This is a genomic window from Coleofasciculus sp. E2-BRE-01 (genome assembly GCF_040221695.1).
GTDB lineage: Bacteria > Cyanobacteriota > Cyanobacteriia > Cyanobacteriales > Coleofasciculaceae > Coleofasciculus.
Genome location: NZ_JAVKEA010000208.1, coordinates 21,333 through 46,896, shown reverse-complemented (window position 1 = coordinate 46,896; position 25,564 = coordinate 21,333). Strand labels below are relative to the sequence as shown.

The window sequence follows — 25,564 nt, the reverse complement described above, 5'->3', positions numbered from 1 at the left end:
ACTTTAGCCAAAATCAAAATATCTGGCGGTTCGTAGTCGGCGCTTTAGCGCCTCTGACTAGAGGACTAAAGTCCTCACTACAAACTAGGATGGGGGCAGGTTTTGGCGCTTTACTCATCAGAAACGCTTCACGGCTATCAACTGAAAACGGAACATATTATCACCTCTTTCCCAGGCTTAAGCCAAGCGATCGCGGAAATAGTGCTGGTACAATTGACACCTAGGTGTGCAATCATTACCAAAGAGTTTTACCAGTCCCATACTGTTTAATTTAAACGCCTGTTGCGAGGGTAAACGGACTGGCTTAGATGCCATTACTATGGCTTTCATCGCGTCCAATAATTCCGGATAGGTTTGCAAATTCCACAAATGGCGGCGCAAATGATCACTATAAATTCCCGCTTCCGTGGGCGCGGTTTGCTGGATGTCCTCTAATGTCATATCCTGACGAGCAATATGATAAAGTGCCAGTCTCACCAAATAAGGATGTCCACCGACTAAGGCAACCAGAGAATCTACCGTTTCAACCGACCATTCTAATCCATGGCGTCTGGCTAATTCCATCACCTGTTCCTGATTAAACTCTGGCAATTCAATCGGTAATCCTACATTAAAGGGCGATTTATTCATATCCAAGGGAACATATACTTCCGTAGAATGTACCACCACTAACCGGAATTTCTGCCAAATCTCGCGCCGTTTCGCTTCCTCATGCAATGCCCGTAATAACCCGAAAAAGTCATCAGCAATTTCCGGAGAGGCAAAGAGGCGATCAACCTCATCTAATCCTAATGTCAATGAGGTGGAAATATGAGGCAGTAAATACTGTTCAAAATAGGCTTTACAGCTTTGATTGCTGCCAATCATATCCGCTAACTGGGCATATTTTGCCAGTTGATCGGGATCAAGTCGCCCCAAGGCTAAACTGACACTGGCACAAAACCATTCTAAGAATGTATTAGAATTTGCCAATATCCGCTGATTTGCCAGTTGTAAACTTAATGCCACAGTTTGAGATCCCTGCTGTTCAGCATGACGCAGAATTCGCGCCATTAACGAGGTTTTTCCCATTTGTCGCGGCGCTTTAATTCGGATTAAGGAACCCGGTCGAGTTATGGTTTCATAACAAACTGATTCAATGGGCGGGCGATTGATGTAAAAGGTAGAGTCAAGATCGACTTGTCCTTCGGGTAATTCCGGTGCAGCGACAGGGAGAGGCGCATGAAGCGATGTATTTTTCTGTGTTTGGGGAGTCAGTTTACTCCAAGAAATCGCCAATTGATGATCCGTTGGCAAAGCGGTGCGCCCTTGGCTGAGAACTTGGAGAACTTCTGAGGCGAGAATCGTCGGATCATCATGACAACGCCAGTGCCAGGGTTGAGTGCCTTGGAGATAGCCGAGTAAATCAAAAGGTAAGGGGGTACTGATACCATTTCCATTCTGACAAACGTCCACTAAAATGGGCAAAATGGCAGGTTTTTGGGGGGTGATATGGTGTAACGTCTTAGCCAGCCGCACCTGTTCCAGTACCATTTCGCTAACGGCGGTGGTTTGAGATAATAGCAGCAGCAGGTAATCAGAGAGCTTTAAATAGTTATCCAGGGCATTATTCTGCTGCGCCAAAAAAACGTCATGACCCGCTTGACAAATTGCCTGTTGTATTGTTTGCGTCAGATTAAAATGGGGCGGGTATCCACTCATCAGCACTTTAGCTCTGATTTCCCGTACCTCCAAAGCGGGAGATGGAGTCTCCAAATCAGCGATATCCCGCCATTCCTGCCCTAATGCAGCGCAAAGTTCTACGAAATTGATATAATCCACGGGTTTGCCGTTGAGGAAGTTGCTCACGGTGGATTGGGAAATACTCAAGGCTTCAGCCAAAAGCTTCTGACTGGGAAAACCATTCCGCAAGAGGGACGATTTAACGCGGGAAACGGAGTGAGAGTGAACTTGGAGCGATCGCGGCATTGTTTAAACCAGCTTGTGATCCTGCATTGATCATAAATGCCAGTCTCTGTAAAAGTCGATAGGAGCCACTGTTTGCGGAGCATAACCGCTTACTGTATTTTCTGATACTCTTCTAACGCTGCCAGCAGTACATTGACTAAAGGATGATCAATCAATTCTTTTAATACCTCAGTCTGCACGCCTTTTAAGCCTTCAACGACTGAAGCTTTCAGCATCGGATTCTGCTCAATCCTCTCTAGCACCTCGATCACTACCCGTTGTTTTTCCAGAGGCGTATTCGTGGGATAGGTTTGATCGAGCTGTTGGAGTAACTTTTGAATTTTGGTTGCGGTATCGGTCAGTCGTTGCTTTTGTTCTAGAGTATAAGCGGGTGCGATCGCAGAATTTCCAGAGGGACCATTTTCCACAGACTCACCCTGATTAGAGGGGTAAGGCGTGAGGGGTTCAACTAACCGTCTTGCCTCTACATTAATCGTTTGAGCAGGATTCACGGTTTTCTCCGCCAACCGTTGCAGAATCTCGGTTAAGTTGGCACTCTGCTGACGATAGGTAGCCACTTGCTCATATTTCACCTGTAACTGATAACGATAGTCTTTATCAATCACCTCAAGTTGGGCATCGTACTCACGATTAAGGAAATGCTCAACCTCCAACCGATTGGCATCGATAGGAATGGCAATCCGGATGGTTAATACCCCATCAGGGCGATTTTCTAAGGATTGAATCGTGAGGATGTTACTCCCATCCTGGGCTTGACAGGCTTGGAAAGCGGCAAAGAAGGCTTGCCAATCAATACCATTGCGGAACGTTAAATTGACCGTTTCTAAGGGAACTTGAAAAACCCTAGTGAATTCTCCCGGGGCAAATGTTCCCTGATGGGGACAGCGTTCGTGTTGATTTGTTTGTAAGTAAACATACTCACAAATCACCTCGGCTAAATTTGTCCCGCTATTGATGTGCCAGTCTTCCAGACAGGCGGCGGTGAATATAGCTTGGTGAAAATCGGTGTTGAAGGCTTTGCAGCGTTGTAAATTGACGCCCCGCAGATTGGCTTGACTACAATTAGCACCCTTGAGATTCGTCCCCCTCAGGTTTGCACCGACAAGGTGGGCACCACTCAGATTCGCCCCACTCAGATTCGCCCCACTCAGATTGGTGCCACTCAGTTTAGCGCCAATCAGTTTTGCCCCCACTAAATCAGCACCACTGAGGTTGGCTTTCGTCAAATCAGCACCACTAAGATAGATGTTATTCAGGTTCGCACCAATGAGATTGGCACTAATTAAGTCAGCATTTCTCAGATCAGCTGCCGTGAGGTTTGCACCGATCAAATCCGCCTCACTCAAATATGCCTCACTCAAATATGCTTCACTCAGGTTTGCGCCAATCAGATCCGCTTTACTCAAATCTGCCTGACTTAGATTTGCCCGACTCAAATCAACGCCACTGAGTTTCGCCCCTTGGATGGTAACGCCCTTACCCGTAGCAAAGCTGAGATTGGGTCGGATATCCGGGTGGTGAGCTTTCCACGCATTCCATACCTCCACCCCTTGCCTGAGTAAGGCAAGATAGTCTTCATTCGTCTGTGGAGACATAAAATCGTTAGACAAGCTCCGCTTTACGCATCCGTTGTAGATCAAAGAAACACAATGAACTGAAATGCTTCCATGATAAGGGTTTAGTGAATGGGTTGCCTATAATTATGCCAACGTACACGGTGTTAGATAATTCCCGATACTGGGCGGGGGGCGACCCGAGCAAATTAAGGGTTAGGTGGTGTTAATTGGATGCGGCGGGTCGCCCCTACATTAAACTGAAGTTCCTCCAGCCAAAAAATCAAAACTGCCTCACCGTGCGGCTTTCCGCGATTTTTAGCCGCCCTACATGGGTACATTTTTTGAGAGGCTTGAGCGCTCAAACCATTACAATATAAGGCTTTAGCCTGGGTAGAGTACATCTGTATGAGGGAACTTCAGATTAAAACAAACGGTGAGGACTTATCCCCACCGTTTCTTAAGTCTTATTGGATGATGAACATTGCCCATCCTTCGACCTACACCCTGCTGCCCATTTGAGGATTGGTGTTGACGCCAGGTGCATTATAGATAGCCCAATCCTGAATGCCTCGATTTTGGAAAATGGGTTGCATATTCAGGATCTCGGTTTCTGTACCCTCTACAATAACCACATAATCGCCAACGGAAACTCGTTCATCATAATGTTTAGCAGCATCTTCGGGGATTCCCCAACCAATCAAAGCACCAACTAAACCACCACCAGCGCCACCAATAACGCCTCCTAAGAGGGTATTCGCTAAAACAACTCCTAATTCTGTAGCTACACCGACTCCAGGAATTGCTAATACGCCTAGACCACCAATTAAACCGAGGAAACCGCCTACAGTACCGCCAGCAGCAGCACCCGCTTTTGCGCCTTCTCCTGCTTGGTTGCCACCGCTTTTATGGAGATCCGTACCGCCAATTTTCTCATTGAGGCTGGCGTCTTTAGCAATCACGGAAACTCGATCCAGATCAAATCCTCTATCTCTGAGTTCCATGAGCGCATTTTCTGCCTGTTGACGACTAGGAAAGACGCCAATTGCATGTCTTAATTGTGATTGTGCTACAGCCATATTTTTTCTCCCTATACTTCAAAACCGATCAACCTGTCAGAATGCAGGACTCGGATTATTGTTGCGTTTTTATTCACCTTTCTATTTTGGTAAGAGAACACAAAAAGTTCATCAGTCTGTAGAGAGAAGCTGTTGATAGGCAATAGGGAATAGAGAGCAGGGGAAGCAGGGGAAGCAGAGGGAGCAGAGGGAGAGCGTGTAGGGGCGGGTTTTACCATTAACGGGAAGGTTGTCACCCTGATATCACTCGCGCCCGCCCCGATTAGAGTGCAAGTCACCTTCAACAAAGAAAATAAGACGTAGCTTGCTTCTGAAGGGAAGCGAGTATGACGAATGACAAATGACAAATGACCAATGACCAATGACCAATGACAAATCCCCTAAAACAATCCGTCTATTTCAATTTCCTCAATCATCTGCAAGGCACGGGGATCGCCCACTCTCAACAGAGCCGCTTTTGCATCTTCCTGCACGCCCATATCTTCATCTTCGGCAAAGGCTTCAATTAAACCGTCAACTGCACCTGCATAGATAGCATTAGAGGGTAGTTCTCGACAAAGCTGTCCTAATGACCAAGCACAGTTACTGCGTACTGCTGCCATGGGGTCCTGCTTTAAGGCAGTAATTAATGGGGGAACACAGGCGACGATATCCTCATAGTCTAGCTTTGCCATCTGTGCCAGGGAACTTGCTGCCCACAAACGCACGGCAGAGATATCTGTACATAAGGCATCAATCAAGCTGGGCAATGCTTTGCGATCGCGACAATTGCCTAATGCCCAAACAACCCCTTTACGCACATACCCATTCCAATCCCGGTTCAGTTGCTCTATTAAAGGATCTACGGCTGTTGGATCAGGATTGCGTCCTAATGCATAAGCTGCACTAACCCGTACCAACGGACAGACATCGTTTAATAAATTAATCAGATGGGGAATTGCCCGTTCATCTTGAAGTTCACAAAAAGCACGCGCCGCCAGCATCCGTTGGGGCGTTTCTGGGGCGGTTAGCAGAGCCAGCATTGCTTCTGGATCGGGTTGAGTCTCTTCTGCGTGGTCATCAATTGGCTCGATTTCATCCAGAGGGCTGTCTAGCTCACCTGCCGCCTCGATTAATCTTAGCTCGTTATTATCATACATATTTAAAAAAATATCTTATTCAGCGGTTATTTGTCCTATGTCCTTTGTTATTTGTTATTTTTCCTTTGTCAACTTATCCATCTGAACATTCTCGCACTCAAAAGTATGCCTTGGGAAAAAGTGAAGCGTCAACACTCAGAACTCTTATCCAGACAGCGGTTTCACCATCCAAAGGGACTGGGTTTGGAACCCTAACTTATCATAAAGGCGCACAGCCGATGGATTTGACTCAAACACTTGCAACCCAATTTGGCGATCGCCCCGAACTCTAGCCCAGTTTTCAGCATGATACATCAGTGCCGAACCAATACCCTGACGCCGATGCTCTGGCATCACGTAGAGTAAAAAAACATGGGCATGGCGATCGCCGCTTACCTGATCAACGGCATTTCCCAGCCATAAACCAGCGACAGGTTGATTTGATGGTGCGGCGTCACCTTCAGGATTGGCTACGTCTACCCACCATAACGGTGTGTCTTGACAAAAATACCGCCGTATTGTCTCGTCTAAATGAGAAAAATCCTGCTGTTGCGGGAAAAGTTCTTGATAACTCAGTTGGAGAAACTTCAACAAGGTTGCCTTTTCCAGTCGAGAGCCAACTCGTAGCTGATAGCCCGGTATTAATGATGTACGCATCTGATCGCAATAAGGGAGCAGGGGTGTGGTTGTAGGGGCGGGTTTTACCGATAACGTTTCGCAGACAACCTCAACTGAACTAAACCCGCCCTTTTTCAGGTAAAAGGTAAGGTGGAACGATGGCGAGCAGGGGAAGCTGGGGGAGTTAGGGGCTGCTGAATAAGTGGTGTGGGGGAGCAATGTAGAGACGTGCCATGGCGCGTCTGGAAGCTGGGGGAGCAATGATACATTTTCCCGGATAGCGGTGCGACGCGAAGGGTTAAAACTCAAAATTCAACACGAGCGGGTTTTGAACAACAGTTATAGCAGTCGCCAGGGTCATTAGGACATTAAGATCAATGCCATGTATTGTCTTGAGCTATGCCTAGTGTCCTAACCGTTGTGGCGGTTGCTATATCATCAACAGCGAGACGAAAGTCCCTAAACCCGCCCCTACACACTCAATACTCAAAACATCCCCAATCCCCTCATACTCACTGAATTTGCATCTTCAATAGGTGCAGGCGCTGCCATATCATTGGGCAAAAAGATGCGAGCGCTAACGGCAAGTAACGCGACGACAAAGACTAAGACGATCAAAAAAGGGGCAATATACTGACGGAAAATAGACATAGGTATCCAATAGGATAAAGATTTGTAACGCCATTGTTATCTATCTTATAACTACTTGGAATCATCGTCTTGATCATCTAATCCCGGTCTGGGCATTGGTACAGCTTTTTTCCGATTAAGCTGACGCAGCAACATTGCCCCACCCACAGCGATGACGAGGGACACCCAACCCGTCAGGGGTTGTAGCAGCAGAAATCCTCCGATCGCAAACATAGTACCAAACAACAATAAAATGGCGGCAAATACCCGTTTAATATCCTGTCCCAGGTTTTGAATCGGTAGTAATCCCGTGCTTTCCTGTTGACGTTGCCAACCGGGACCGGCTGGACGCACCCGACGATAAAATTCATCTAGAGTTGCCTCCGATTCTGGCGGCGTCACTAACATGGCTGTAATCCATAACACACTGGTAATAACTGTCGTCACCAATAGACGCAAACCAAACTCCTCAATCTGGATAATCGGGACGATACTGGTGGTTAACCCGACAATAAACCCACCCACCATTGCCGTCAGTTCAGCTATGGCGTTAATTCGCCACCAAAACCAGCGTAGGATTAAGACTAAGCCAGGACCAGTGCCAATGGCAATCACTAACCGAAATACGGTTGCCACATCCTGAGAAAAGAACGCCGCTATCGCCCCTAATGCCGTCACCACCACTGAAGCAATCCGCCCCGCTAATACCAACTCTGACTGTTGAGCATTCGGTCTGATAAAGCGCTGATACAGATCATTGGTTAAATAAGATGCGCCCCAGTTAATCGAGGTGGATACCGTACTCATAAACGCAGCCAGTAGAGACGTAACCACTAACCCCAACATCACCGGGGGTAGGAAATCTAACATCAGTTTCGGATACCCCAATTCTCGGTCGGATAAATCGGGATAGACGACAATCGCCACCAACGCCACGAGTATCCAGGGCCAAGTTCTGATTACATAATGGAGAATATTAAATAACCACGCGGCTTTTTCTGCCTCCGCTTCATCCTTAGACGCCGCTAGACGTTGCACGAATTCCCCGCCGCCATCACTACGACGAAATGTCCACCACTGGAGAAAGATATAGGCAAAAAAGGTACTCGCGGTAATTCCAGCGGTTTCACTCCAGCGGAAATTATCAGTTATCGGAAAAAAGGATAAAATATCATGTCCGGTTATCTGCTGCACTTTGGGCACAAGGACATGAATTCCACCGACATGACTCACAGCCGCGATCGCGACAACAATTGCCCCAAATAGCGCTAAAAAGAACTGGAAAAAATCGGTAGTGACTACACCCCAAAGCCCCGCAAAACTTGAGTAAATTAAAACCAAAATGCTAACACCAACCACACTCAAAATTTTCAGGTTTTCCCCCGGTTCAATCCCCAAACTCTGCCAAAGTTCTAAGGCATCCACCACTTTAATCATGGCAAGCATAGCGTAGCCAATGGCAATACAGTTAATCGGTACGGCAAATAAAAAGGCTTTGGTTCCCCGTAAAATTGCGGCTGTTCGTCCGCCATAACGCAGTTCAGTCAATTCCGCGTCGGTGACAATTTCCGAACGTCGCCACAATCGGGCAAAGATATAAATCATCACCAAATGGGCGATGCCAAAACTCCACCATTCCCAGTTTCCGGCAATTCCTCGATTACCCACAACCCCGGCAATATAAAGGGGTGTATCAATAGAAAACGTCGTCGCCGCCATACTTGTACCCGCTAACCACCAAGGAAGCGATCGCCCGGAGACGAAAAAATCGACCAAACTCCCTGATGCTTTGCGTGAGAGATAAAGTCCTAAGCCCATTGAACCAATCAGGTAGAGCAGGACAATCAACCAATCAACCTGTTGCATACTTTTGCGATAACGTTTGACCTGAATTTGATATGATACATCGCTTTTAGGTCAGATAATTTTAGAGGTTAGATTTTCATGTTTGATCAACCTCTCTCAACTTAGTCGGGGCGGGTTTATTCATATCTGGGTGAGGTAAAAAACGATAATAGTGAAACCCGCCCCTACACAGATTGTGTCAGATAGAAAGGTGGCACATCGGTTGGAACTCCACAGGTTTAGCCTCGGTCAGGTTAACCAAACGTAAGACAATTTTCACTAACGAACGGACGATTGAGGCTAATTTTATGCTATATAGAGCTGTTGCCTTTTCCACTTTGGCTGTGCTGGTGGGTAGCGATTTAACTCAGCAAGCGATGGCGACTCCCGATTCCCCGACAACTAACCCACCATCGGAAACCAGAAACTATGTTGTACCCACAGAAGCCACCTCAGCCACGCCTTCCCCTAGAACCGTCGCCTCTCCAGAAGCGACGCCAACCCCAGAATTTGCCCAATCTGTTCCCACCCTAAATCAATCTCAACGGTCTAACGATTTAGTTGTTCTCGCCACAGACGTGCAAGTCGTTGGTGTGTCGGAAGAATTGCAGCAGCTTGTATTAAAAACGATTAGCACTCGTCCAGGGGGTCAAACCAGTCAAAGTCAATTGGATCAGGATATTCAAGCGATTTTAAATACAGGGTTCTTTGCTAACGCCAGTGTCACGCCAACCGCTAACTCCACTGGCTGGGAGGTAGTTTATCAAGTTGAACCCGTTATCGCGCGATCGCTCGAACTATCCGGTAACCAGGTTCTCACCCCAGATGTGGCTAATTCTATTTTTAATCCGCAATTGGGTCAACCCGTTAGTCCCGCTAGCCTACGTCAAGGGATACAACAGTTAGAACAATGGTATGAAGACAATGGCTATATCTTGGCACAGGTTTTAGACGTGCGATCGACATCCGATGGTGTGATTACGGTTGAAGTAGCCGAAGGCGTCGTCAGTGACATTAATTTCCGCTTCCTCGACGAAGAAGGCGAACCCACAGACGGACGAACTCGCGAGGATTTCATCGATCGCGAATTGAACCTACAACCCGGTCAAGTCTTTAATGTAGAGGTTGTTCGCCAAGACTTGCAACAGCTTTACCAATTGGGATTATTTGAGCAGGTAGACATTTCCCTGAATGGTGATGCGAGAAACGTCGATGTTATTTACAATCTGATCGAACGATCAGCTCGTGGCGTCAATGCTGGTGCAGGATATAGCAATGACAGTGGTGTTTTTGGCACTCTCAGCTATAACGACTTTAATCTTGGTGGTGTTAACCAGAAACTGGGATTGAATATACAGTTTAGCCGTCGTGATTTCCAGTTTGATGGCAACTATGGTAGACCCTATCGGGCTAGTAATCCAGAACAACCCGGATATAACGTGAATACGTTTCGGCGTCGTACTGTATCCCAAACATTCGATGATGATGTTGATCTCGCGAATGGGGATGATCCCCGTGAAGGACAGTTTGGCGGTGGTGTAAGCTTATCCAAACCCGTGAATCAGGAATGGGATGCGTCGGTAGGCGTCAACTATACCCGCACCAGTATCCGCGATAGTGAGGGCAAAATTAATGCAGTTGATGAATTCGGGAATCGTCTCTCCTTCAGCGATAACGGAATTGATGATTTAGTTACCGTTTCTGCTGGAGTGACGCGGGATAAACGAGACAATCCTGTCAATCCCACCCAAGGTTCTCTGGTGCGTCTGAGTACGGAACAGTCTGTACCGATTGGTAATGGTAGTATTTTGATGAATCGGCTGGAGGCAAACTACTCCCAGTATGTTCCTGTTGATGTCTTTAATGGCAATAGTCAAGAAGTCTTGGCATTTAACGTTCAGGGAGGAACCACGATTGGTGATTTACCCCCCTACAACGCCTTTAACCTCGGCGGTCAAAATTCGGTGCGAGGCTACGGTACAGGAGATGTCGGAACAGGGCGCAGTTATGTGTTAGCGTCGGCGGAGTATCGGATTCCCATCTTCAATCCAGTGGGCGCGGTTGTTTTTGCTGACTTTGCATCGGATTTGGGTTCGAGTGAAACCGTACCGGGAGAACCGGGTGTGGTGCGGGGTAAACCGGGAAGTGGGTTTGGTTACGGTGCGGGATTGCGCGTCAATTCCCCTGTGGGTATCATTCGCGCCGATTTAGGATTTAATGACCAAGGAGATAGCCGAGTCCAGTTTGGTTTGGGTCAACGATTTTAAGCCTTAAAATGGTGTCCAAGAAGGGCGGGTTTAGTTACCTTTGTCATGATTGTCGGGATTATTGGGATTATTGGGATTATTGGGATTATTGGGATTATTGGGATTATTGGGATTATTGGGATTATTGGGATTATTGGGATTATTGGGATTATTGGGATTATCGCGGTTGTAGGGGCGATTATCGCGGTTGTAGGGGCGAGTCGCTGCACATAGTAGGCGGTGTGAGAATTAACTTGTCTCGACTCGCCCTTTTCTAAATGCGGTGTTAGATAATTCCCCATACCAGGCGGAGGGCGACCCGATCAAATTAAGGGTTGGGTAGTGTTAATTGTGTGCGGCGGGTCGCCCCTACATTTGTACCCCGTGTTAGATAATTCCCGATACCAGGCGGAGGGCGACCCGATTAAATTAAGGGTTGGGTAGTGTTAATTGTGTGCGGCGGGTCGCCCCTACATTTGTACCCGGTGTTAGATAATTCCCCATACCAGGCGGAGGGCGACCCGATCAAATTAAGGGTTGGGCGGTGTTAATTGGATGCGGCGGGTCGCCCCTACGAGAACACCAACGCCTGTTATAAATCGGGGCTATAATTATTCCAACTCCAACTTTAATCCTGGCATTAATCGCTGTAAATTCTTTAACGATTTTCCTTGCCAAGGAATTTTATCGGAGCCTTTAATTTCGATCTGGATCGTCTTCTTTTTGCGTACATTCAAGACAAATTTAGATAACATGCTAATTCCTGAACTATTGAGGAATTCTAGCTCTCGCAGGTTTAAGGTAATCAGGGAAGGGTCTTGCTGAATCATCTCATCGAGGATTTTGATAATCGGTTCGTACTCCTTCATTCCACCCAGTCGCAGTGACCCTTTAAAATATACAGTGGCTGTTTCTGGATCACCGATTACTTGGTAATTTTCACCCTGAACGTTTTGGTTTTCCATGAATAATTTAGCTCCTAAAACTATAAATCGCCGATAATACTTATTGAAGGTTTTGAGTCTATACCTTAAGTTGCACCATCGTTGTCACCGTAACCACTTCGGGTTCTTTTTGAACCGTTTCAAATTTCCAACCTAACTTGGCAAAATAATCATTTTTCATGGTTAATAACCCTAGTCCAGAAGCTGCCCCGGTTTCATCTTCAGCACTTTTTTCCAACTGACGGATATAGAGTTCATCCAGATCGGATTCGAGTAATTCATGAATGAAGGATTGGAACTTATTAAGGGATTGTTTAGAAACACTATTAGTTGCCAATAAAACTAAAGTAATTTCGGTCGCTATATCTAAAATATGTAATCCAAATTTAATCGGATAGGATGAATGATCGTCATTAAACTTCATCGCATTTTCCAGTAATTCATTAGCGATATAACTCACCGCTCCTTTTATTTCAACTCGCTTTCCCTCAGGGTCTGGATCTTCGTCAATAGCGGGGAAAAAGGTAGTCAAGTAATCAGCGACAAAATCAGCCGATAAACCATTGTTGCGCCAGCGTTGCTGAATGGGAATGGAACTCGGTGAGAAGCCAAGAATTAAAAACTCTTGTTCATCAGACAGATTTTCTTGAAATTCTCCAAATATCTTATGCATAGCCATTATGTCCAATCAAAAGTTATTATTTATTTTCACAACTCGTCCAATAAGGTTATAGTAATTTTGGCGGTAGAGTCGGCATGATATTTGACTAAACAATAGGCAGTGATAACTAGGTAATCGATTCGTTTCATAAATAAAGATAATCTGTATAACTTGCTAATCAGTTAATCTCCTTGAGACCTCACATATCCTTAAATGGCAGCAGCCTTACCAGAGTAACCTATCTCTAGGATCTCACAAAATTGCTCACTTTTATACCGTTTTTGTGGAAAATTATCAGTGGCGATTATTTTATCTGTGCAGAGCAAAATTCTGTCCCCAATGTCTACTATTATGTCCGGTTGAATACTTATACTATCGAAGGGTTCTAAGCAGGTTGGTGGAAATAAACTTAACTAGATTAAGCTTTGTAAACACGCCTCAAACCCTTACCTAAAACGTATACTTCGCACGGTTATCGTGTTGTCATTCTGAACGAAGCTCGGCGTTAGCCTAGAATCTCACCAGATGCGCGAGCTGAACTCCGTTACGCTCTGCATGATTAAAGCTCAGTTTGTGACCGCGAACAGTATAGCTTTCTTCTCAAGGGAAGTGAGTATGACGATCCCTACCGTTCACTTTAATTGTCCCTACCTACTTAATTGCCGTTTGTGCCATCAGCATGACCACACCACTTTCTAATCCATGTCCCGCTACCCCATAGTCACAACATCCATCATCGTAATGAAGAATATCATAATAGTCTCCTTCCACTTCGTCAACAGGTTCCATAAACCCCGCCATATCTAATTCCTCCTAAATCTATTTCTGTTTCATCACGAGCAACGTAATATCATCATAGATTTTTTGATTACCAATGTAGTGCAAGACATCGGCAATTACCGCCTCTTGAATAGCCGTTGCGCTTAAATGTCGATTCCATTGAATCACCTGACACAGCCGTTCTAGTCCATAAAACGTGCCGTTAATATCTTCCGACTCCGTAATGCCATCCGTATAAAGCACGGCGACATCTTGCCAATTTAACTGAACAGAGATTTGATTGATAAACTGAGAAATTTCTTCATCTAAACCAATCGGAAATCCTAAATCTATCGTATCAATCCGTTCCAGTTTACCGGATGAGCGAACAACGATCATTTCTTCATGCTGTCCACTCACACTCAGTCGTCCGCCTGCGTAGTTAGCAATAGCTAGCGTCAAATTTTTGTCTGAGTTCATCCGCTCAACATTACGGTAAATCGTGCGATTGAGAACATCCAGAAATTTTATCGGATTAGTTTCTCGCATTTCTTTCAACGTTCTAATGGCGGTTTGTACCATGATCATGACCATACCGCTTTCCAACCCATGTCCGGTGACATCACCAATGCCAATGGTGACAATTCCATCATAGTTTAGGACATCATAGTAGTCCCCGCCAACTTCATCGGCTGGTTTCATAAAGCCAGCAATATCTAAATTCTCAATTGCGGTGAGTTCCTCTGGTTTAGGTAGAATCATTTGCTGCATCTGGCGAGCAATATCCAGTTGGGCGCTCATCCGCAGATTTTCTAATTGTAGTTGCTCGTTTAGCCGCGAAATCTCTTCATTCGCTTGGACTAAATCAATCGTTTGTTCTCTAACTTGTTGCTGTAATTGTCTAGAGTGCTGGCGTAAACGGCGGATGGATAAGGTCAAACCAGAAATGCCAATAATCGATAAACCCCCTAGCATCAAAAATGTTTCCTGTAATCCGGTACGAGTTTGGGTTTGAAACTGCTCTAAAGATTGGGTGATTTCTAATACCCCACGTACATCTCCCACTTGCCAATCGGTTTTAGGGGTACCAGGATATGTATTGTGACAAGCGACACAGCTTTGGGTCATTATATCAGCTTCGGCGTAGAGTAGTGTTGGCTCACCATCAAGGATTTTAACTCGGAAAAAAGATTGCTTAGGATTGGTTTTCAAGTAGTTGATGGCGTCCCATTCAAATTGATTTTTGGGTCCCCCTTCGTCACGTCGCCAAGGAAATGGATAATCGCTGTAGAGTCGAACGGACATGTCAGTTTTTTTTTCTCGAATTTCACGACTCAGTTCTAGTAAGTAGGTTGCAGGTAGAGGAATCCCACCCTCTTGATTCAAATAGTTATGAGTCACGCTGATCCCATCCACCATTTCGGCTCGATTCACGATTTCTGAGCTATAAAGGGTTCGGGCTTTCTTCATCAGTTGTGCATAAACTTTAGCATTTTGGAGTGCCTGTGATTCGACCAGTTCAAAGGAAAGATGGGACATGCTTAATAAAGCTCCCACAACGCCAACGCAAAATAGAATGGTTAAAATCGGAATAATTCGTTTATAAACAAGTAAACTCAATTTATTCCACAGTTTTCGCCATAGCTGACTCATCGTTTACTCCTGGGGTTGCCCAGTATCAAATAGAAGGATACTGTTTACTGTAGCGCTTCTCTTAGAATCCGGGTTAACTACACCCTTGGAGTTGGAAAGGGGATGACTTCATCGGATTGGGTATCAGCCCTTGAATGGCTAATAAAAAAACCTGCTGATGCAGGTTCGTGGCAATGACACTTAAGACTATTGAAGTGATTAGCGACGATGTCCAAACCATTTTGAGGCAATTGCCCCCATAACCGCCCCCACTAAGGGATTGCTGAGGAATTTGACAATGGCAGGTTGATCGGCTAAAACGTCCTGAAAGATATCCGGATGAGAATGATAGGTAAACGTGGCAAGTTTAGCCACATCATCCTCCGTCATCCGACTGGCGTGATGAGTTGAAAGTCCCAGTTGCTTTTCCAAGTCGCGATCGCTTAATCCGCGTTTCTTGAGTTGCTTGAAAAACTCACGCGCCACATCATCCCGTTCCTTGGGTTTAATGTGAGCGATCGCCTGTCGCAGTTCAGGTTCCATCTGACTGGGAGGTATGCGATCGGGATGCAGGGATTTGCCAAATAATTGGCGTCGTTCATCTCGCGAAGAACGTTGAGCAAAGTCATCAAAGTTTTGATACTCTTGTTCTGGTGTTTCTGGAACAGGTTCCAGAGATTCGGTATTACCACCCGCCAAATCCTTCATGATCTGACGTTTATACTGGTCGCTTGTTGCCATCCTTTATTATCTCCTTTTTTTTATTGATACGTAACTTGATTGGACTGATTATTGTAATTCGCTGTTACAATAAGTTCTTTATCCGGGGCGTATACCAATACTTTCAGATCTCGATTCGGAAAATTTTGGTGGAACCCTTGAACTAAAGACCGGGCTAAATCCTTAACCTCTGGCGGACGAACTTGAGGGGTAATTACAATCCCTAACTTATTGTTATCGCGCACGTAGGCGTCACTAACTAATCCCTTTGCCGTTTGCACCACCCAACTGCCAAACTCTTGACCGGATGCCGTATTACCTCGTTCTAATTGTTGATAGGTGACACTGGGATTCAATGCCGTTGGCGCTTTTGCTTTGGTTTGGTTTGCTTGGCAAGCCGATGTGGTCGCTAGGACTAAAATTAAAGCCAAAGCCGTGAAAAACTGGCGAGTTTTTTTACCTAAACTCACAGCAACCTCCTGATGAAACTATTAGTGGATTTTCAATAAATAACCAGAAGGTCTAGATCAAGACTGCCTAGACCTTCTGATTCTAGTAAGGCAGGTAGAAGTTAATCAGCCGACTCAAATCAGATACGGCTTTTTTGGCGTTCCCAATCGCACAAAACTATCAACCTGCTTACTATTCCTGACAATGCAATTAGTCAATGGCTTTTTTGGCTTTGTCTTTCACGTCTTCAACAGCGTGACGAGCTTCAGCTTTATTTTGCTTTGCCTTACCTTCTGCTTTATCTTCAGGATCACCCGTGACATTACTCATGGCTTCCTGTGCCTTACCTTCTAGGTTTTCGGCAGTTGCTTTAGCTCTATCTTCAGTACTCATATTTTGAAATTCTCCGAATTATGATGATTATGAATTCGCCCCTAAACTAAAGAATGAATAATTTTGGGGACAATTTCTTTTCCGTTGATGTCCACTATATCTGTATTTTTTATTAGAATCGTCAATCTACAGATAGATTAGCTTGATCCCCGCTTTATGTCTAAAGTAGGAATGGGTTATACCTTCTCTGGGTTGACGACTCATTTTTTAGAGACTTCCATACAAAATTGTAGATACGTGTGCAACGTATCTACAACCTGGACGATAGATTTTTACTAACAGTTAATCCAGATAACCCATTATTTCATCAGCTTCTTCCATGACATTGGAAGCGATGGGACGGTTTCCCAGAATCATTTCTGTGTTCTCAAGATGCAGGGTACTCACAGAAATCGGACGATTTCCAGACACAACCATGACATCTCGGATTTGCATGTTACTCGCTGAGATCGGGCGCTCACCCATGGATGAAAGTGTGCCAACAATTTGTAACTCGCTGGTATCAACAGGACGTATCCCCCTTATTGAACCTTGATCACTCACTTTTAGCGAACTGGTGGCTATGGGACGATTTCCCGGTAGAGGGATTGAAGGTTCAACCAGAGAAATTTTTCCAGCTTGCTGCTTTTGAATAGCTAGCTTTGTTGATTGCGTTTCCTTCTCTTTTGCCATGGGTGTTTCCTCGCTTTTTTTTTGGGTACGGCTATTCGTTTTACTATTAGCTTTTCTTTGGCTAATGGCGTTATTTGCCATAAACAATTCCTTTAAATTTCTAACGGCATTGGCTAGGGCGTAGGAGACTTAACCCCCTTTGGGGCATTATCACTACTCTGACTCAGATTTTTAGAATTATTATAAACGTATATCTATCTTAACGAATAGGTATAAAACAATACAAACTTGTAAAGATTTGCAAAGATAGAGAGAAATCGACTGTGACCATTGAGGCTTGCGTCAGTTCTGTATCCTAGAGGCTTGCGTCGGGGCGACTAAGAACCTACGCGATACCGCGAAATGGTTAGCTTATGACGATCTCCACCGTTAGCTTTTATTGTGTCCACCTACTTATCACCCAGGTTACTTCTATGACTGATCCCAAAGCGGTTAAATTCATCATTCAACAAGGAATGCGCTGTTTGCAGGGGGGAGACTTTGACGCCGCCGTCGCCCTTTTCCAGGATGCGGTAAAGCTTACCCCTGAAAATGGGGAGGCTTGGACAGGGCTAGGACTCGCCCTAGGACATCTACAACGATATGAAGAGGCGATCGCGAGTTTTGACCAAGCGGGAGTGTTAAATCCCCAGGATACCCGCATCTGGCTGAATCGTGGTATCGTTCTGTCAGACTGGGGAAAGCATGAAGCCGCGATCGCGAGTTTTGATCAAGTGATCGAACGAGAACCTGCCCATCCCGAAGCCTGGAACTCTCGCGGAACCTCCCTAATGATTCTGGGACGGAACAAGGAAGCCCTGGCGAGTTTCGATCAAGCGATCGCCTGTAATCCCAATTACGATAAAGCCTGGAGTAATCGCGGTAACGTCTTAACCAATGTCGGACGCCACAAAGCCGCCCTCAAGAGTTTTGACAAAGCCTTGCAAATTAGTCCCAATCACCCAGAAATCTGGTACAACCAAGGCTGTTTGTTGATGCAACTCCAGAAACGAGACGATGCGATCGCGTCTTTTAACAAAGCCCTAGAACTCAAACCGGATCATATTGGAAGTTGGATTAATAAAGGGATCGTCATTTCAGAAATGGGTCGTGAAAAAGAGGCATTACTCTACTACGAGAAAGCGTTAGAATTCGACCCCAACGAAACTCATTGCTGGAATAATCGAGGACTTACTATGCGGCGATTGGGACGTTTGAAAGATGCTGTCGCTAGCTATGATCGGGCGTTAGAATGTATGCCTGAAAATTATGAAGCGTGGGACAATCGTGGCTATGCTTTAGTCAAGATGGGACGCTATCGGGAGGCGATGGCAAGTTTTGACAAGGCTTTAGAAGTGAATCCGGATCATGTGAATGCGGTTTATAACAAGGGGTATTGTTATGCCGCCCAGGGGAAGGTGACGTTAGCGGTGAATTATATTGAACAGGCGATTAAGGTGAATCCACAGAAATATCTGCCCGTGGCTAAAACTGACCCGGATTTGGAACGGTTGCGGAAAAATAAGCGGTTTCAGAAGATGATTGGAGGTGGGAAGTAAGCCAGGAACTCAAGTTCCGGCTTAAAGCTAAAACCCGTTTAAACGGGTTTTAATTAAACGGTATTAAGAACCACTTAAAACAAGCCATTAATCTAAATCCTAAAAAATAACAATATCAAATCAAGCCGAATTGGATCAAGAGAATGAGCTGAATGACAATATTTAGCATGTGCATACCGTTTTTGTCAAGTTATTAACTGATCCGGATTTAAGGGAGTTAGGGAAGAATAAGCAAGTAAAGGCGTTGATTAAACAAGTGAGGAGACAACCCTAAGCCGTGAACGATCGCGCTTCTGATTGCCCTACCCTAAACCCTAAACCCCACATTCTTTACTGACTCCGAATGTATTGCGCTCAATCGAGAATCGTGAGAACGTTCCCCCTCAACGCTACAACCTGTAAACCCAGGTCAAAAGCCTCTCATAGCAAAAAATACATCGATGAGTACTCTCCTTCTAGAAAACCCTCAAGCCGCAAACGTTAGCTACAACCACCCCTTGGAAGTCACAACCCACGAAGCGTGGTATAACTTGGGTATTATACTGATCCAGTCTGGACAGTTTGAAGAAGCGATCGCGACTGTTGACCAAGTTTTAGAACGTGAACCCGACTTATATCAACTGTGGTATAACCGGGGAATTGCGCTGGATAAGGCGGGACGCCATGAAGAGGCGATCGCCAGCTATGACAAGGCTGTAAATTTGCAACCAGACTTTTATCCGGCTTGGTATAATCGGGGCAATGCGTTGGTGAATTTAAAACAATATGAAGCGGCAAAAGTTAGCTATGATCATGCTCTAAATCTTAAACCGAACCTGCATCAAGGTTGGTACAACCGAGGTAATGTTTTGTTTAGCTTACAACGCTTTCTCGAAGCTATCGCTAGCTATCAAGACGCCCTAAAAATTAAGCCGGATAAATACGAAGCTTGGTACAATCAAGGACATGCTTGGGTACACTTAAAACAGTTCCAAGAAGCCATCGCTAGCTATGACGAAGCCCTAAAAATTAAACCCGATGCTCACGAAGCTTGGAATAACCGAGGAGGGGCGCTGTATCGCCTTGACCGTTTTCCAGAAGCCGTGGTGAGTTATAATGAAGCCCTGAAACTTAAGTATCAACAACCCAGTTCTTGGTATTATCGGGGCAATGCCCTTGTGAACTTAAGATACTTTCAAGATGCCGTAGCGAGTTACGACGAAGCCCTGAAAATTAAGCCCGACAAATATGAGGCGTGGTATAATCGAGGGTATGCGCTTTTGCAATTAGGAGACTACCCAGAAGCCTTGGCTAGTTTCGACAAAACCATAGAGTTTAAATCCGACAATGCTAATGCTTTTTACAACAAAGCTTGCTGTTATGCTTTGCAGGGTAATGTTGACCTAGCTATCGAAAATCTGCAAAAAACTCTCAATCTGAATCCTGATCAATACCGAGAGTTAGCCAAAAATGACTCTGATTTGGCTAGTATTCGCCATGATCAGCGGTTTCATCAATTAATCTATTGACACTCACTCGGTTAAACATGCCCTCGAACGAAGTGAAGGGACGCGGATGATTTTTTCGTCATAGGAAGCCAGAGTTTTACATCGTCGGTGGATGTTACAGCGCTTTTGGTAGTAAGTGAGGTACACAGACAGATCTCCGACTTCTTCAAGAAGTCGGGGATCTTGCTTAAGGCTGTACTTCATCAACCTAAAATATGCTGTAGCTTTATCCCCAGAAAGTTTAACCACCGTATGCCCTACAGCTTCTAGTCCATTACTTTACCATAAAAACGATTTTAATAGTTAAAAAGATTGGCGAATAAATTCGCTACTAACTAGAGATGTCAACAGTTTCGACTCTCTTTCAATTATGAAAAAACAGCCACACTGTTCATTTCAGAGGGCTGGACAGCCGTGTTCAATGATAATGCAACACCATTCTGCTCAGATTCTTCGCTCGATAAACAAGCGATCGCTGGCTTGTTAATACAAAGAGATGGCATTGTTGCCAAGAGATGCTGATGCTCACTATACACTTCTACATCCGTGAGAGTAATAAAATTACGAGAACTATTCAACAAATTTGAAATGTTAGAACTGGAACGATAGTAATTTAAGGAGGTACTAAGGGTCAGTATCCCTATAATTTGAAGGTTATTGACTGTTAAAACTTTAACTCTCAGTTCTCTCATTAACTCACTCCTGCCAAATCAACAATTACCGTATTATCATCCCTGAAAATCAAGAGGTTGTCTGAAAAAGGGCGGGACTCTTGTTGCACCTGACCCTCCATTACAGCATTTTGCAAATTCATGAACGCTTGGAGGTCTTGTGAGTCGTATTTGCTTCTAAGTAGCTGTCGCAGTTGGTCTTCGGCTTCTCTGGTGAGATAGCGTGTCTTTAGTGCCTGTTGAACAATCTCACGAATCAACATGGTTCTAGTCCCCATCTTACCCTTTCATTAGGTTCTCAAGTTCAGCAGGTGAGTTTTATGCAAAAGTCGGATATTTGTTACAAATCTTTACATAAGTCATTTGTCATTGGTCATTTGTCATTGGTCATTCGTCCTTGGCTCCCTCATCTCCCTCATCTCCCTCATCTCCCTCATCTCCCCCATCTCCCCCTGCACCTCTACCCCGCCGCTTTTGTTAAACTTTTGTAAAGATTTGTTCCACCTTGCATAAAATCGCCCCTGAGTTCGTGAGACCTCTATGAACAGAGTGAAGTCGGTGTATCAACGCAATCCCATGTAACTGATGTACCAACCCTACCGCTATCGATGAATGTCATAGACCAACAGTTAAAGCAACTGGCACAGGAAGCACAGCAGCATCCTCCCCGTAGTAAACAACGACAGCAAGCTTTAGCCAAGCTATTGGGTGTCATTCAGCAGTCAGGTAAACTGACTCGTCCCTATCCCGGACAATTCCATGGATTTTATGAGGATATTTATGATGAAGCCAAGCAACGCCTATTTTGTTATATTTGCGAAAGGATTGACGACTATAATCCCAGTTTTGAAGTTTTACAATGGGTAAACTTTCTGCTCAAGCAACGGTTCTTTATGGAAGCCAGTCGTTCTATGATGCCAACCGTGCATAAAGGAGTCGATGCCAAACGAGTCAAGCGTTTAACCCTGGATGACTTAGAGAAAAACAATCCAGCCGAAGTTAATCCGCAGTTGACGCCTTCCCTGTCGCAAGAAATTATTCACTATCTAGAAACTGACCCCGAAGGACTCTTTAATCAAACCTATACATCAAATCAGCCCGCCGCCAACTTCCAATTTTTAGCTTTGAAACTTTTATCCGGTTATTCCTGGAAAGAAATTTCTGAAGAACTAGGCATTAAGATTTCAACCTTAAGCAGTTTCTACCAGCGTTGCTTAACTAAATTTACTCCCAAGTTAAGAGAATACTTATCATCATAATCCCTGAGGCACAGAATACAATGTTCCACACCACGAATGAACCCCTAATGCTGACCGTACCCCTAACGTTAGAAGCCCATCAAATCGCTCAACAGTTTCACCAAAAGCATTGCCCCAAAAAGGCAAAACAAGTTTACCTAAATACGTTAGCCGTTTATGCTGTAAAGACCTCTCTACAATGCCTAGAAATTCCGACAAACTGGCAGGCGAGTGATAGTTGGAATCCAATTATGCAAACCCTGACTAATACAGCCGACTTATTGATTAAAGATCTGGGCAAATTAGAATGCCGTCCCGTCTTACCCAACGCCGCTAGCTGTCATATCCCCGCAGAAGTGTGGTCTGACCGGATTGGTTATGTAGCAGTTGAATTGAATCAAGCCTTAACTGAAGCCAAGTTACTGGGATTTTTACCCAGCGTTAAAACCGAGGAAGTCCCCCTAACTCAACTTATATCACTGGAATATTTATTAGACCATATTAACCCATCTCAACAACCGATACAACTTAGTCAATGGCTACAAAATATTTTTGATGCTGGTTGGCAGACTGTCGAAACATTATTCGATTCCTCGCCAACAGAACTCGCTTTTAATTTTAGAACGTATACGCAAATAGCCACCCACTTATCCGAACCATCTGATCTGAAAATCACACGCGGGAAGCGGCTGACATTAGGACGACGATATGATGATGAACAAGTCATATTAGTCATAAATTTGACACCAACCTCCGTATCAGAACTCGATATTTCGGTTGAAATATATCCAACGAACGGTCAAACCTATTTGCCTAAAAATTTGCGACTGATGATTCTCGATGACACGGGGGAAACCGTGATGCAAGCTGAAGCCAGAAGCACTAAGCAAATTCAATTACAGTTTAGTGGAGAACCCGGAGAATGCTTCAAAGTTAGGGTAGCGTTAGCTGATATTAGCATGACGGAAACCTTTATCCTTTAAACAATGAACAATGAACGATGAACAATGAACACTATCCCAAAAAATTAGTCATTTTGAAACTCGATGGTGATTTTCAAAGCCATGGATTTCGGGTCACATTAGCCATTGGTTGGGATGGCGCACCCCCAGATATTGAACTCAAAGGAGTATTAGACGCAGCGCCTGAATTTGCCGATCGCATCCAGTCTCATTGGCAGCATAAGTATCGGTGCATTAGCGCCCCCTATCGAATTAAACCGAAAAAAATTATCTATGATGGTTCAGTAAGCCAGCGCCTGAGAGACTGTCAAGACTCTGCCAATGAATTAGGCGATCGCTTGCGAACCTGGTTAGACGGGGAAGGGTTTCGCCCCCTGGATCGGCGGTTACGGGAATCCCTCAGTCGTCAGGATACGATTCGCTTCTTAGTCAGCACCACTGATCCGCACCTGCAAAAACTTCCTTGGCATTTGTGGGATTTTTTTGACCATTATCCGAAAGCGGAACTCGCCTTAACTGATCCTCAGTTTGAACGTCCGTCCCAATTCACCTCAAATCAGCGCACCCCTAAGGTAAAAATTTTAGCCATTCTCGGTCATAGTCAGGGAATTGATATTGAGAACGATCGCCAGTTACTTGAAAGTTTACCCCATACCGATATTACCTTTTTAGTCGAAAAAAGCCGCCGAGAGATTAACGACCAACTTTGGGAAAAACATTGGGACATCATTTTTTTTGCCGGACATAGTGAAACCGAAGGGGAAACCGGGCGGATTTATATTAATCAAACCGATAGTTTAACCATTGATGAACTCTGGTATGCGTTAAGAAAAGCCGTAGAACGAGGGTTAAAACTAGCTATTTTCAACTCCTGCGATGGCTTAGGATTAGCCCGACAACTGGATGATGTCCAAATTCCACAAATGATTGTCATGCGGGAGTTAGTTCCCGATCGCGTGGCGCAAGAGTTCCTAAAGTATTTTCTCACTGCCTTTGCTCAAGGTCAACCGTTCTATTTAGCTGTAAGAGACGCCAGAGAACGATTGCAGGGATTAGAGAGTCAATTTCCTTGTGCTAGTTGGTTACCCGTAATTGTCCAGAATCCCACCCAAGTTCCGCCCAGTTGGAACGACTGGATTAGCGACACTACCGCCAAACCCGTTAAGCGGAGACGGCGAGGTTGGCAATTGGTACTGGGTGCGAGTGTCATGGTAACCAGTTTAGTCATGGGAGTGCGATCGCTAGGGTGGTTGCAATCGACGGAACAGCAAGCCTTTGATCAACTACTGGAAATGCGCCCCACGCCATCCCTTGATCCTCGGTTATTGATGGTTGAGGTAACGGCTAAAGATATCAACAATTTAGGGGGTGAATATCCGCTACACGATCGCACCCTGCTAAAACTATTACAAAAACTGGACACCTATCAACCCCGCGCCATCGGCTTAGATATCTTTCGCGATCGCCCAGAGGGGGAAGGGCGGGATGAATTGGTACAATACCTACAAAAGAGCGATCGCGTGATTCCCATCTGTGTCATCCCCTCTCCCCAAATCCCCGAAGGCGTTGCTGCGCCCCCTGAAGTCCCCAAGGAACGCTTAGGATTTGCTGATATTGTTGTTGATCCAGATGGGATTGTTCGGCGTCATCTCATCGCCATGAAACCGCCAGCCGTATCCTCTTGTTCCACCTTCTATTCCCTGAGTTTTCAATTAGCCCTACGATATCTGCAAGCCGAGGGAATCTCACCTGAATTTATTTCCGAAGATCGGTGGAAATTGGGTTCAGTGACGTTAACAAATTTAAAGGCAAACCCCGGATTTTACCAGCGCGGTGTCGGATTGGAAGGGTTTCAACTCTTACTCAATTACCGTTCTCCAGAATTTGCCAAAACGATGGTAGAACGAGTGACCTTGAGTGATATTTTTGCCAATCGCGTGAATTCTGATTTTTTGCAGGATAAAATTATTTTAATTGGCATAACTGATCCCACAATTAAAGATGAATTCCAAACGCCTGGTAATCATGAAATGCGGGGGCTATTTCTGCATAGTCAAATGGTCAGTCAGATTATTAATGCGGCTGTGGGAGAACGCCCCTTGCTGGCGTTTTTCCCTTTATGGGGGGATTTGGTTTGGGTGTGGATGGGGTCACTTATTGGAGGTGCGATCGCATGGCATTATCGAGAGTCCCTGTTGCGACTGGGACTAGCAGTGGGATTTACTATGATAACGATTAATGGTATTAGCTGGTTTATTTTTCTTCAAACTGGGAGTATATTACCGATGGTTCCAGTAATGCTAGCTGTAGTTACCACAAGTGGAAGTCTGGTGGCTTACCAGGCATTTAGAACGTCGCGATCCGATGAAACCCCTTAAAC

The 25,564-nt window shown here is 45.1% G+C and carries 24 protein-coding genes; 7 read left to right on the top strand and 17 right to left on the bottom strand.

Annotation, left to right across the window (positions count from 1 at the left end; genetic code table 11):
- Positions 1-177: 177 nt before the first annotated feature.
- The 7 genes from RIG66_RS27530 to RIG66_RS27500 form a co-directional block, all read right to left on the bottom strand.
- Positions 178-1,968, bottom strand: a complete 1,791-nt coding sequence (locus RIG66_RS27530; RefSeq protein ID WP_446382313.1) for an AAA-like domain-containing protein — start codon at positions 1,966-1,968, stop codon at positions 178-180.
- An 89-nt stretch (positions 1,969-2,057) separates the two neighbouring features.
- Positions 2,058-3,563 carry a pentapeptide repeat-containing protein gene (locus RIG66_RS27525; protein WP_446382311.1) on the bottom strand — a complete coding sequence of 502 codons (1,506 nt, stop codon included), beginning with the start codon at positions 3,561-3,563 and terminating at the stop codon, positions 2,058-2,060.
- Between the two features lie 458 nt (positions 3,564-4,021).
- Positions 4,022-4,600 (bottom strand): general stress protein, encoded by a 579-nt coding sequence (locus tag RIG66_RS27520; protein ID WP_446382309.1) that lies wholly within the window; start codon positions 4,598-4,600, stop codon positions 4,022-4,024.
- A gap of 380 nt (positions 4,601-4,980) precedes the next feature.
- Positions 4,981-5,739, bottom strand: a complete 759-nt coding sequence (locus RIG66_RS27515; RefSeq protein ID WP_446382307.1) for a HEAT repeat domain-containing protein — start codon at positions 5,737-5,739, stop codon at positions 4,981-4,983.
- Between the two features lie 144 nt (positions 5,740-5,883).
- Complete coding sequence (locus tag RIG66_RS27510) at positions 5,884-6,375, bottom strand: GNAT family N-acetyltransferase (RefSeq protein WP_446382305.1); 492 nt, start codon at positions 6,373-6,375, stop codon at positions 5,884-5,886.
- Positions 6,376-6,822: 447 nt separating this feature from the next.
- Positions 6,823-6,987 carry a hypothetical protein gene (locus RIG66_RS27505; protein WP_446369710.1) on the bottom strand — a complete coding sequence of 55 codons (165 nt, stop codon included), beginning with the start codon at positions 6,985-6,987 and terminating at the stop codon, positions 6,823-6,825.
- Between the two features lie 51 nt (positions 6,988-7,038).
- Complete coding sequence (locus tag RIG66_RS27500) at positions 7,039-8,832, bottom strand: sodium:solute symporter family protein (protein WP_446382303.1); 1,794 nt, start codon at positions 8,830-8,832, stop codon at positions 7,039-7,041.
- Between the two features lie 287 nt (positions 8,833-9,119).
- Here RIG66_RS27500 and RIG66_RS27495 point away from each other — a divergent pair, with 287 nt between their 5' ends.
- Positions 9,120-11,078 (top strand): BamA/TamA family outer membrane protein, encoded by a 1,959-nt coding sequence (locus RIG66_RS27495; protein WP_446382301.1) that lies wholly within the window; start codon positions 9,120-9,122, stop codon positions 11,076-11,078.
- A gap of 45 nt (positions 11,079-11,123) precedes the next feature.
- Positions 11,124-11,291 carry a hypothetical protein gene (locus tag RIG66_RS27490; RefSeq protein WP_446382299.1) on the top strand — a complete coding sequence of 56 codons (168 nt, stop codon included), beginning with the start codon at positions 11,124-11,126 and terminating at the stop codon, positions 11,289-11,291.
- A gap of 377 nt (positions 11,292-11,668) precedes the next feature.
- Here the strand turns inward: RIG66_RS27490 and RIG66_RS27485 are convergent, their stop codons facing one another.
- The 8 genes from RIG66_RS27485 to RIG66_RS27450 all read right to left on the bottom strand — a co-directional run bounded on the left by RIG66_RS27485 (position 11,669) and on the right by RIG66_RS27450 (position 17,369).
- Positions 11,669-12,022, bottom strand: coding sequence for a slr1659 superfamily regulator (locus RIG66_RS27485; RefSeq protein WP_446382297.1), 354 nt, complete (start codon positions 12,020-12,022; stop codon positions 11,669-11,671).
- 58 nt (positions 12,023-12,080) lie between these two features.
- Complete coding sequence (locus tag RIG66_RS27480; protein ID WP_446382295.1) at positions 12,081-12,680, bottom strand: DUF6272 family protein; 600 nt, start codon at positions 12,678-12,680, stop codon at positions 12,081-12,083.
- 633 nt (positions 12,681-13,313) lie between these two features.
- Entirely contained in the window at positions 13,314-13,463 is a 150-nt protein-coding gene (locus RIG66_RS27475) for a hypothetical protein (protein ID WP_446382293.1), read from the bottom strand.
- 18 nt (positions 13,464-13,481) lie between these two features.
- On the bottom strand, positions 13,482-15,074 hold the full coding sequence (locus tag RIG66_RS27470; protein ID WP_446382291.1) for a SpoIIE family protein phosphatase: 1,593 nt from the start codon (positions 15,072-15,074) through the stop codon (positions 13,482-13,484).
- 198 nt (positions 15,075-15,272) lie between these two features.
- The gene (locus RIG66_RS27465) at positions 15,273-15,794 is read right to left on the bottom strand and encodes a hypothetical protein (protein ID WP_446382289.1); all 522 of its coding nucleotides are present in this window, start codon (positions 15,792-15,794) and stop codon (positions 15,273-15,275) included.
- Between the two features lie 20 nt (positions 15,795-15,814).
- Complete coding sequence (locus tag RIG66_RS27460) at positions 15,815-16,243, bottom strand: hypothetical protein (protein WP_446382287.1); 429 nt, start codon at positions 16,241-16,243, stop codon at positions 15,815-15,817.
- 190 nt (positions 16,244-16,433) lie between these two features.
- Positions 16,434-16,616 carry a CsbD family protein gene (locus RIG66_RS27455; RefSeq protein WP_446382285.1) on the bottom strand — a complete coding sequence of 61 codons (183 nt, stop codon included), beginning with the start codon at positions 16,614-16,616 and terminating at the stop codon, positions 16,434-16,436.
- Between the two features lie 282 nt (positions 16,617-16,898).
- On the bottom strand, positions 16,899-17,369 hold the full coding sequence (locus RIG66_RS27450) for a hypothetical protein (protein WP_446382283.1): 471 nt from the start codon (positions 17,367-17,369) through the stop codon (positions 16,899-16,901).
- Positions 17,370-17,701: 332 nt separating this feature from the next.
- Here RIG66_RS27450 and RIG66_RS27445 point away from each other — a divergent pair, with 332 nt between their 5' ends.
- Positions 17,702-18,826, top strand: a complete 1,125-nt coding sequence (locus RIG66_RS27445; RefSeq protein WP_446382282.1) for a tetratricopeptide repeat protein — start codon at positions 17,702-17,704, stop codon at positions 18,824-18,826.
- 440 nt (positions 18,827-19,266) lie between these two features.
- Positions 19,267-20,334, top strand: a complete 1,068-nt coding sequence (locus RIG66_RS27440; RefSeq protein WP_446382280.1) for a tetratricopeptide repeat protein — start codon at positions 19,267-19,269, stop codon at positions 20,332-20,334.
- A gap of 347 nt (positions 20,335-20,681) precedes the next feature.
- On the opposite strand, the gene RIG66_RS27435 is transcribed toward RIG66_RS27440, so the two are convergent.
- Together RIG66_RS27435 and RIG66_RS27430 are read right to left on the bottom strand one after the other, a co-directional pair.
- Positions 20,682-20,891, bottom strand: a complete 210-nt coding sequence (locus RIG66_RS27435; protein ID WP_446382278.1) for a DUF6812 domain-containing protein — start codon at positions 20,889-20,891, stop codon at positions 20,682-20,684.
- A 113-nt stretch (positions 20,892-21,004) separates the two neighbouring features.
- Positions 21,005-21,247, bottom strand: a complete 243-nt coding sequence (locus tag RIG66_RS27430; RefSeq protein ID WP_446382276.1) for a hypothetical protein — start codon at positions 21,245-21,247, stop codon at positions 21,005-21,007.
- A 345-nt stretch (positions 21,248-21,592) separates the two neighbouring features.
- On the opposite strand from RIG66_RS27430, the gene RIG66_RS27425 reads away from it, so the two are divergent.
- The 3 genes from RIG66_RS27425 to RIG66_RS27415 are packed head-to-tail and all read left to right on the top strand — an operon-like array spanning position 21,593 to position 25,562.
- Positions 21,593-22,243: a sigma-70 family RNA polymerase sigma factor gene (locus RIG66_RS27425; protein WP_446382274.1), complete on the top strand. Its 651-nt coding sequence runs from the start codon at positions 21,593-21,595 to the stop codon at positions 22,241-22,243.
- 20 nt (positions 22,244-22,263) lie between these two features.
- A complete protein-coding gene (locus RIG66_RS27420; RefSeq protein WP_446382272.1) occupies positions 22,264-23,205 on the top strand; it encodes a DUF1822 family protein in 942 nt (313 codons plus the stop codon).
- Positions 23,206-23,222: 17 nt separating this feature from the next.
- Entirely contained in the window at positions 23,223-25,562 is a 2,340-nt protein-coding gene (locus tag RIG66_RS27415) for a CHASE2 domain-containing protein (RefSeq protein WP_446382270.1), read from the top strand.
- Positions 25,563-25,564 lie beyond the last annotated feature (2 nt).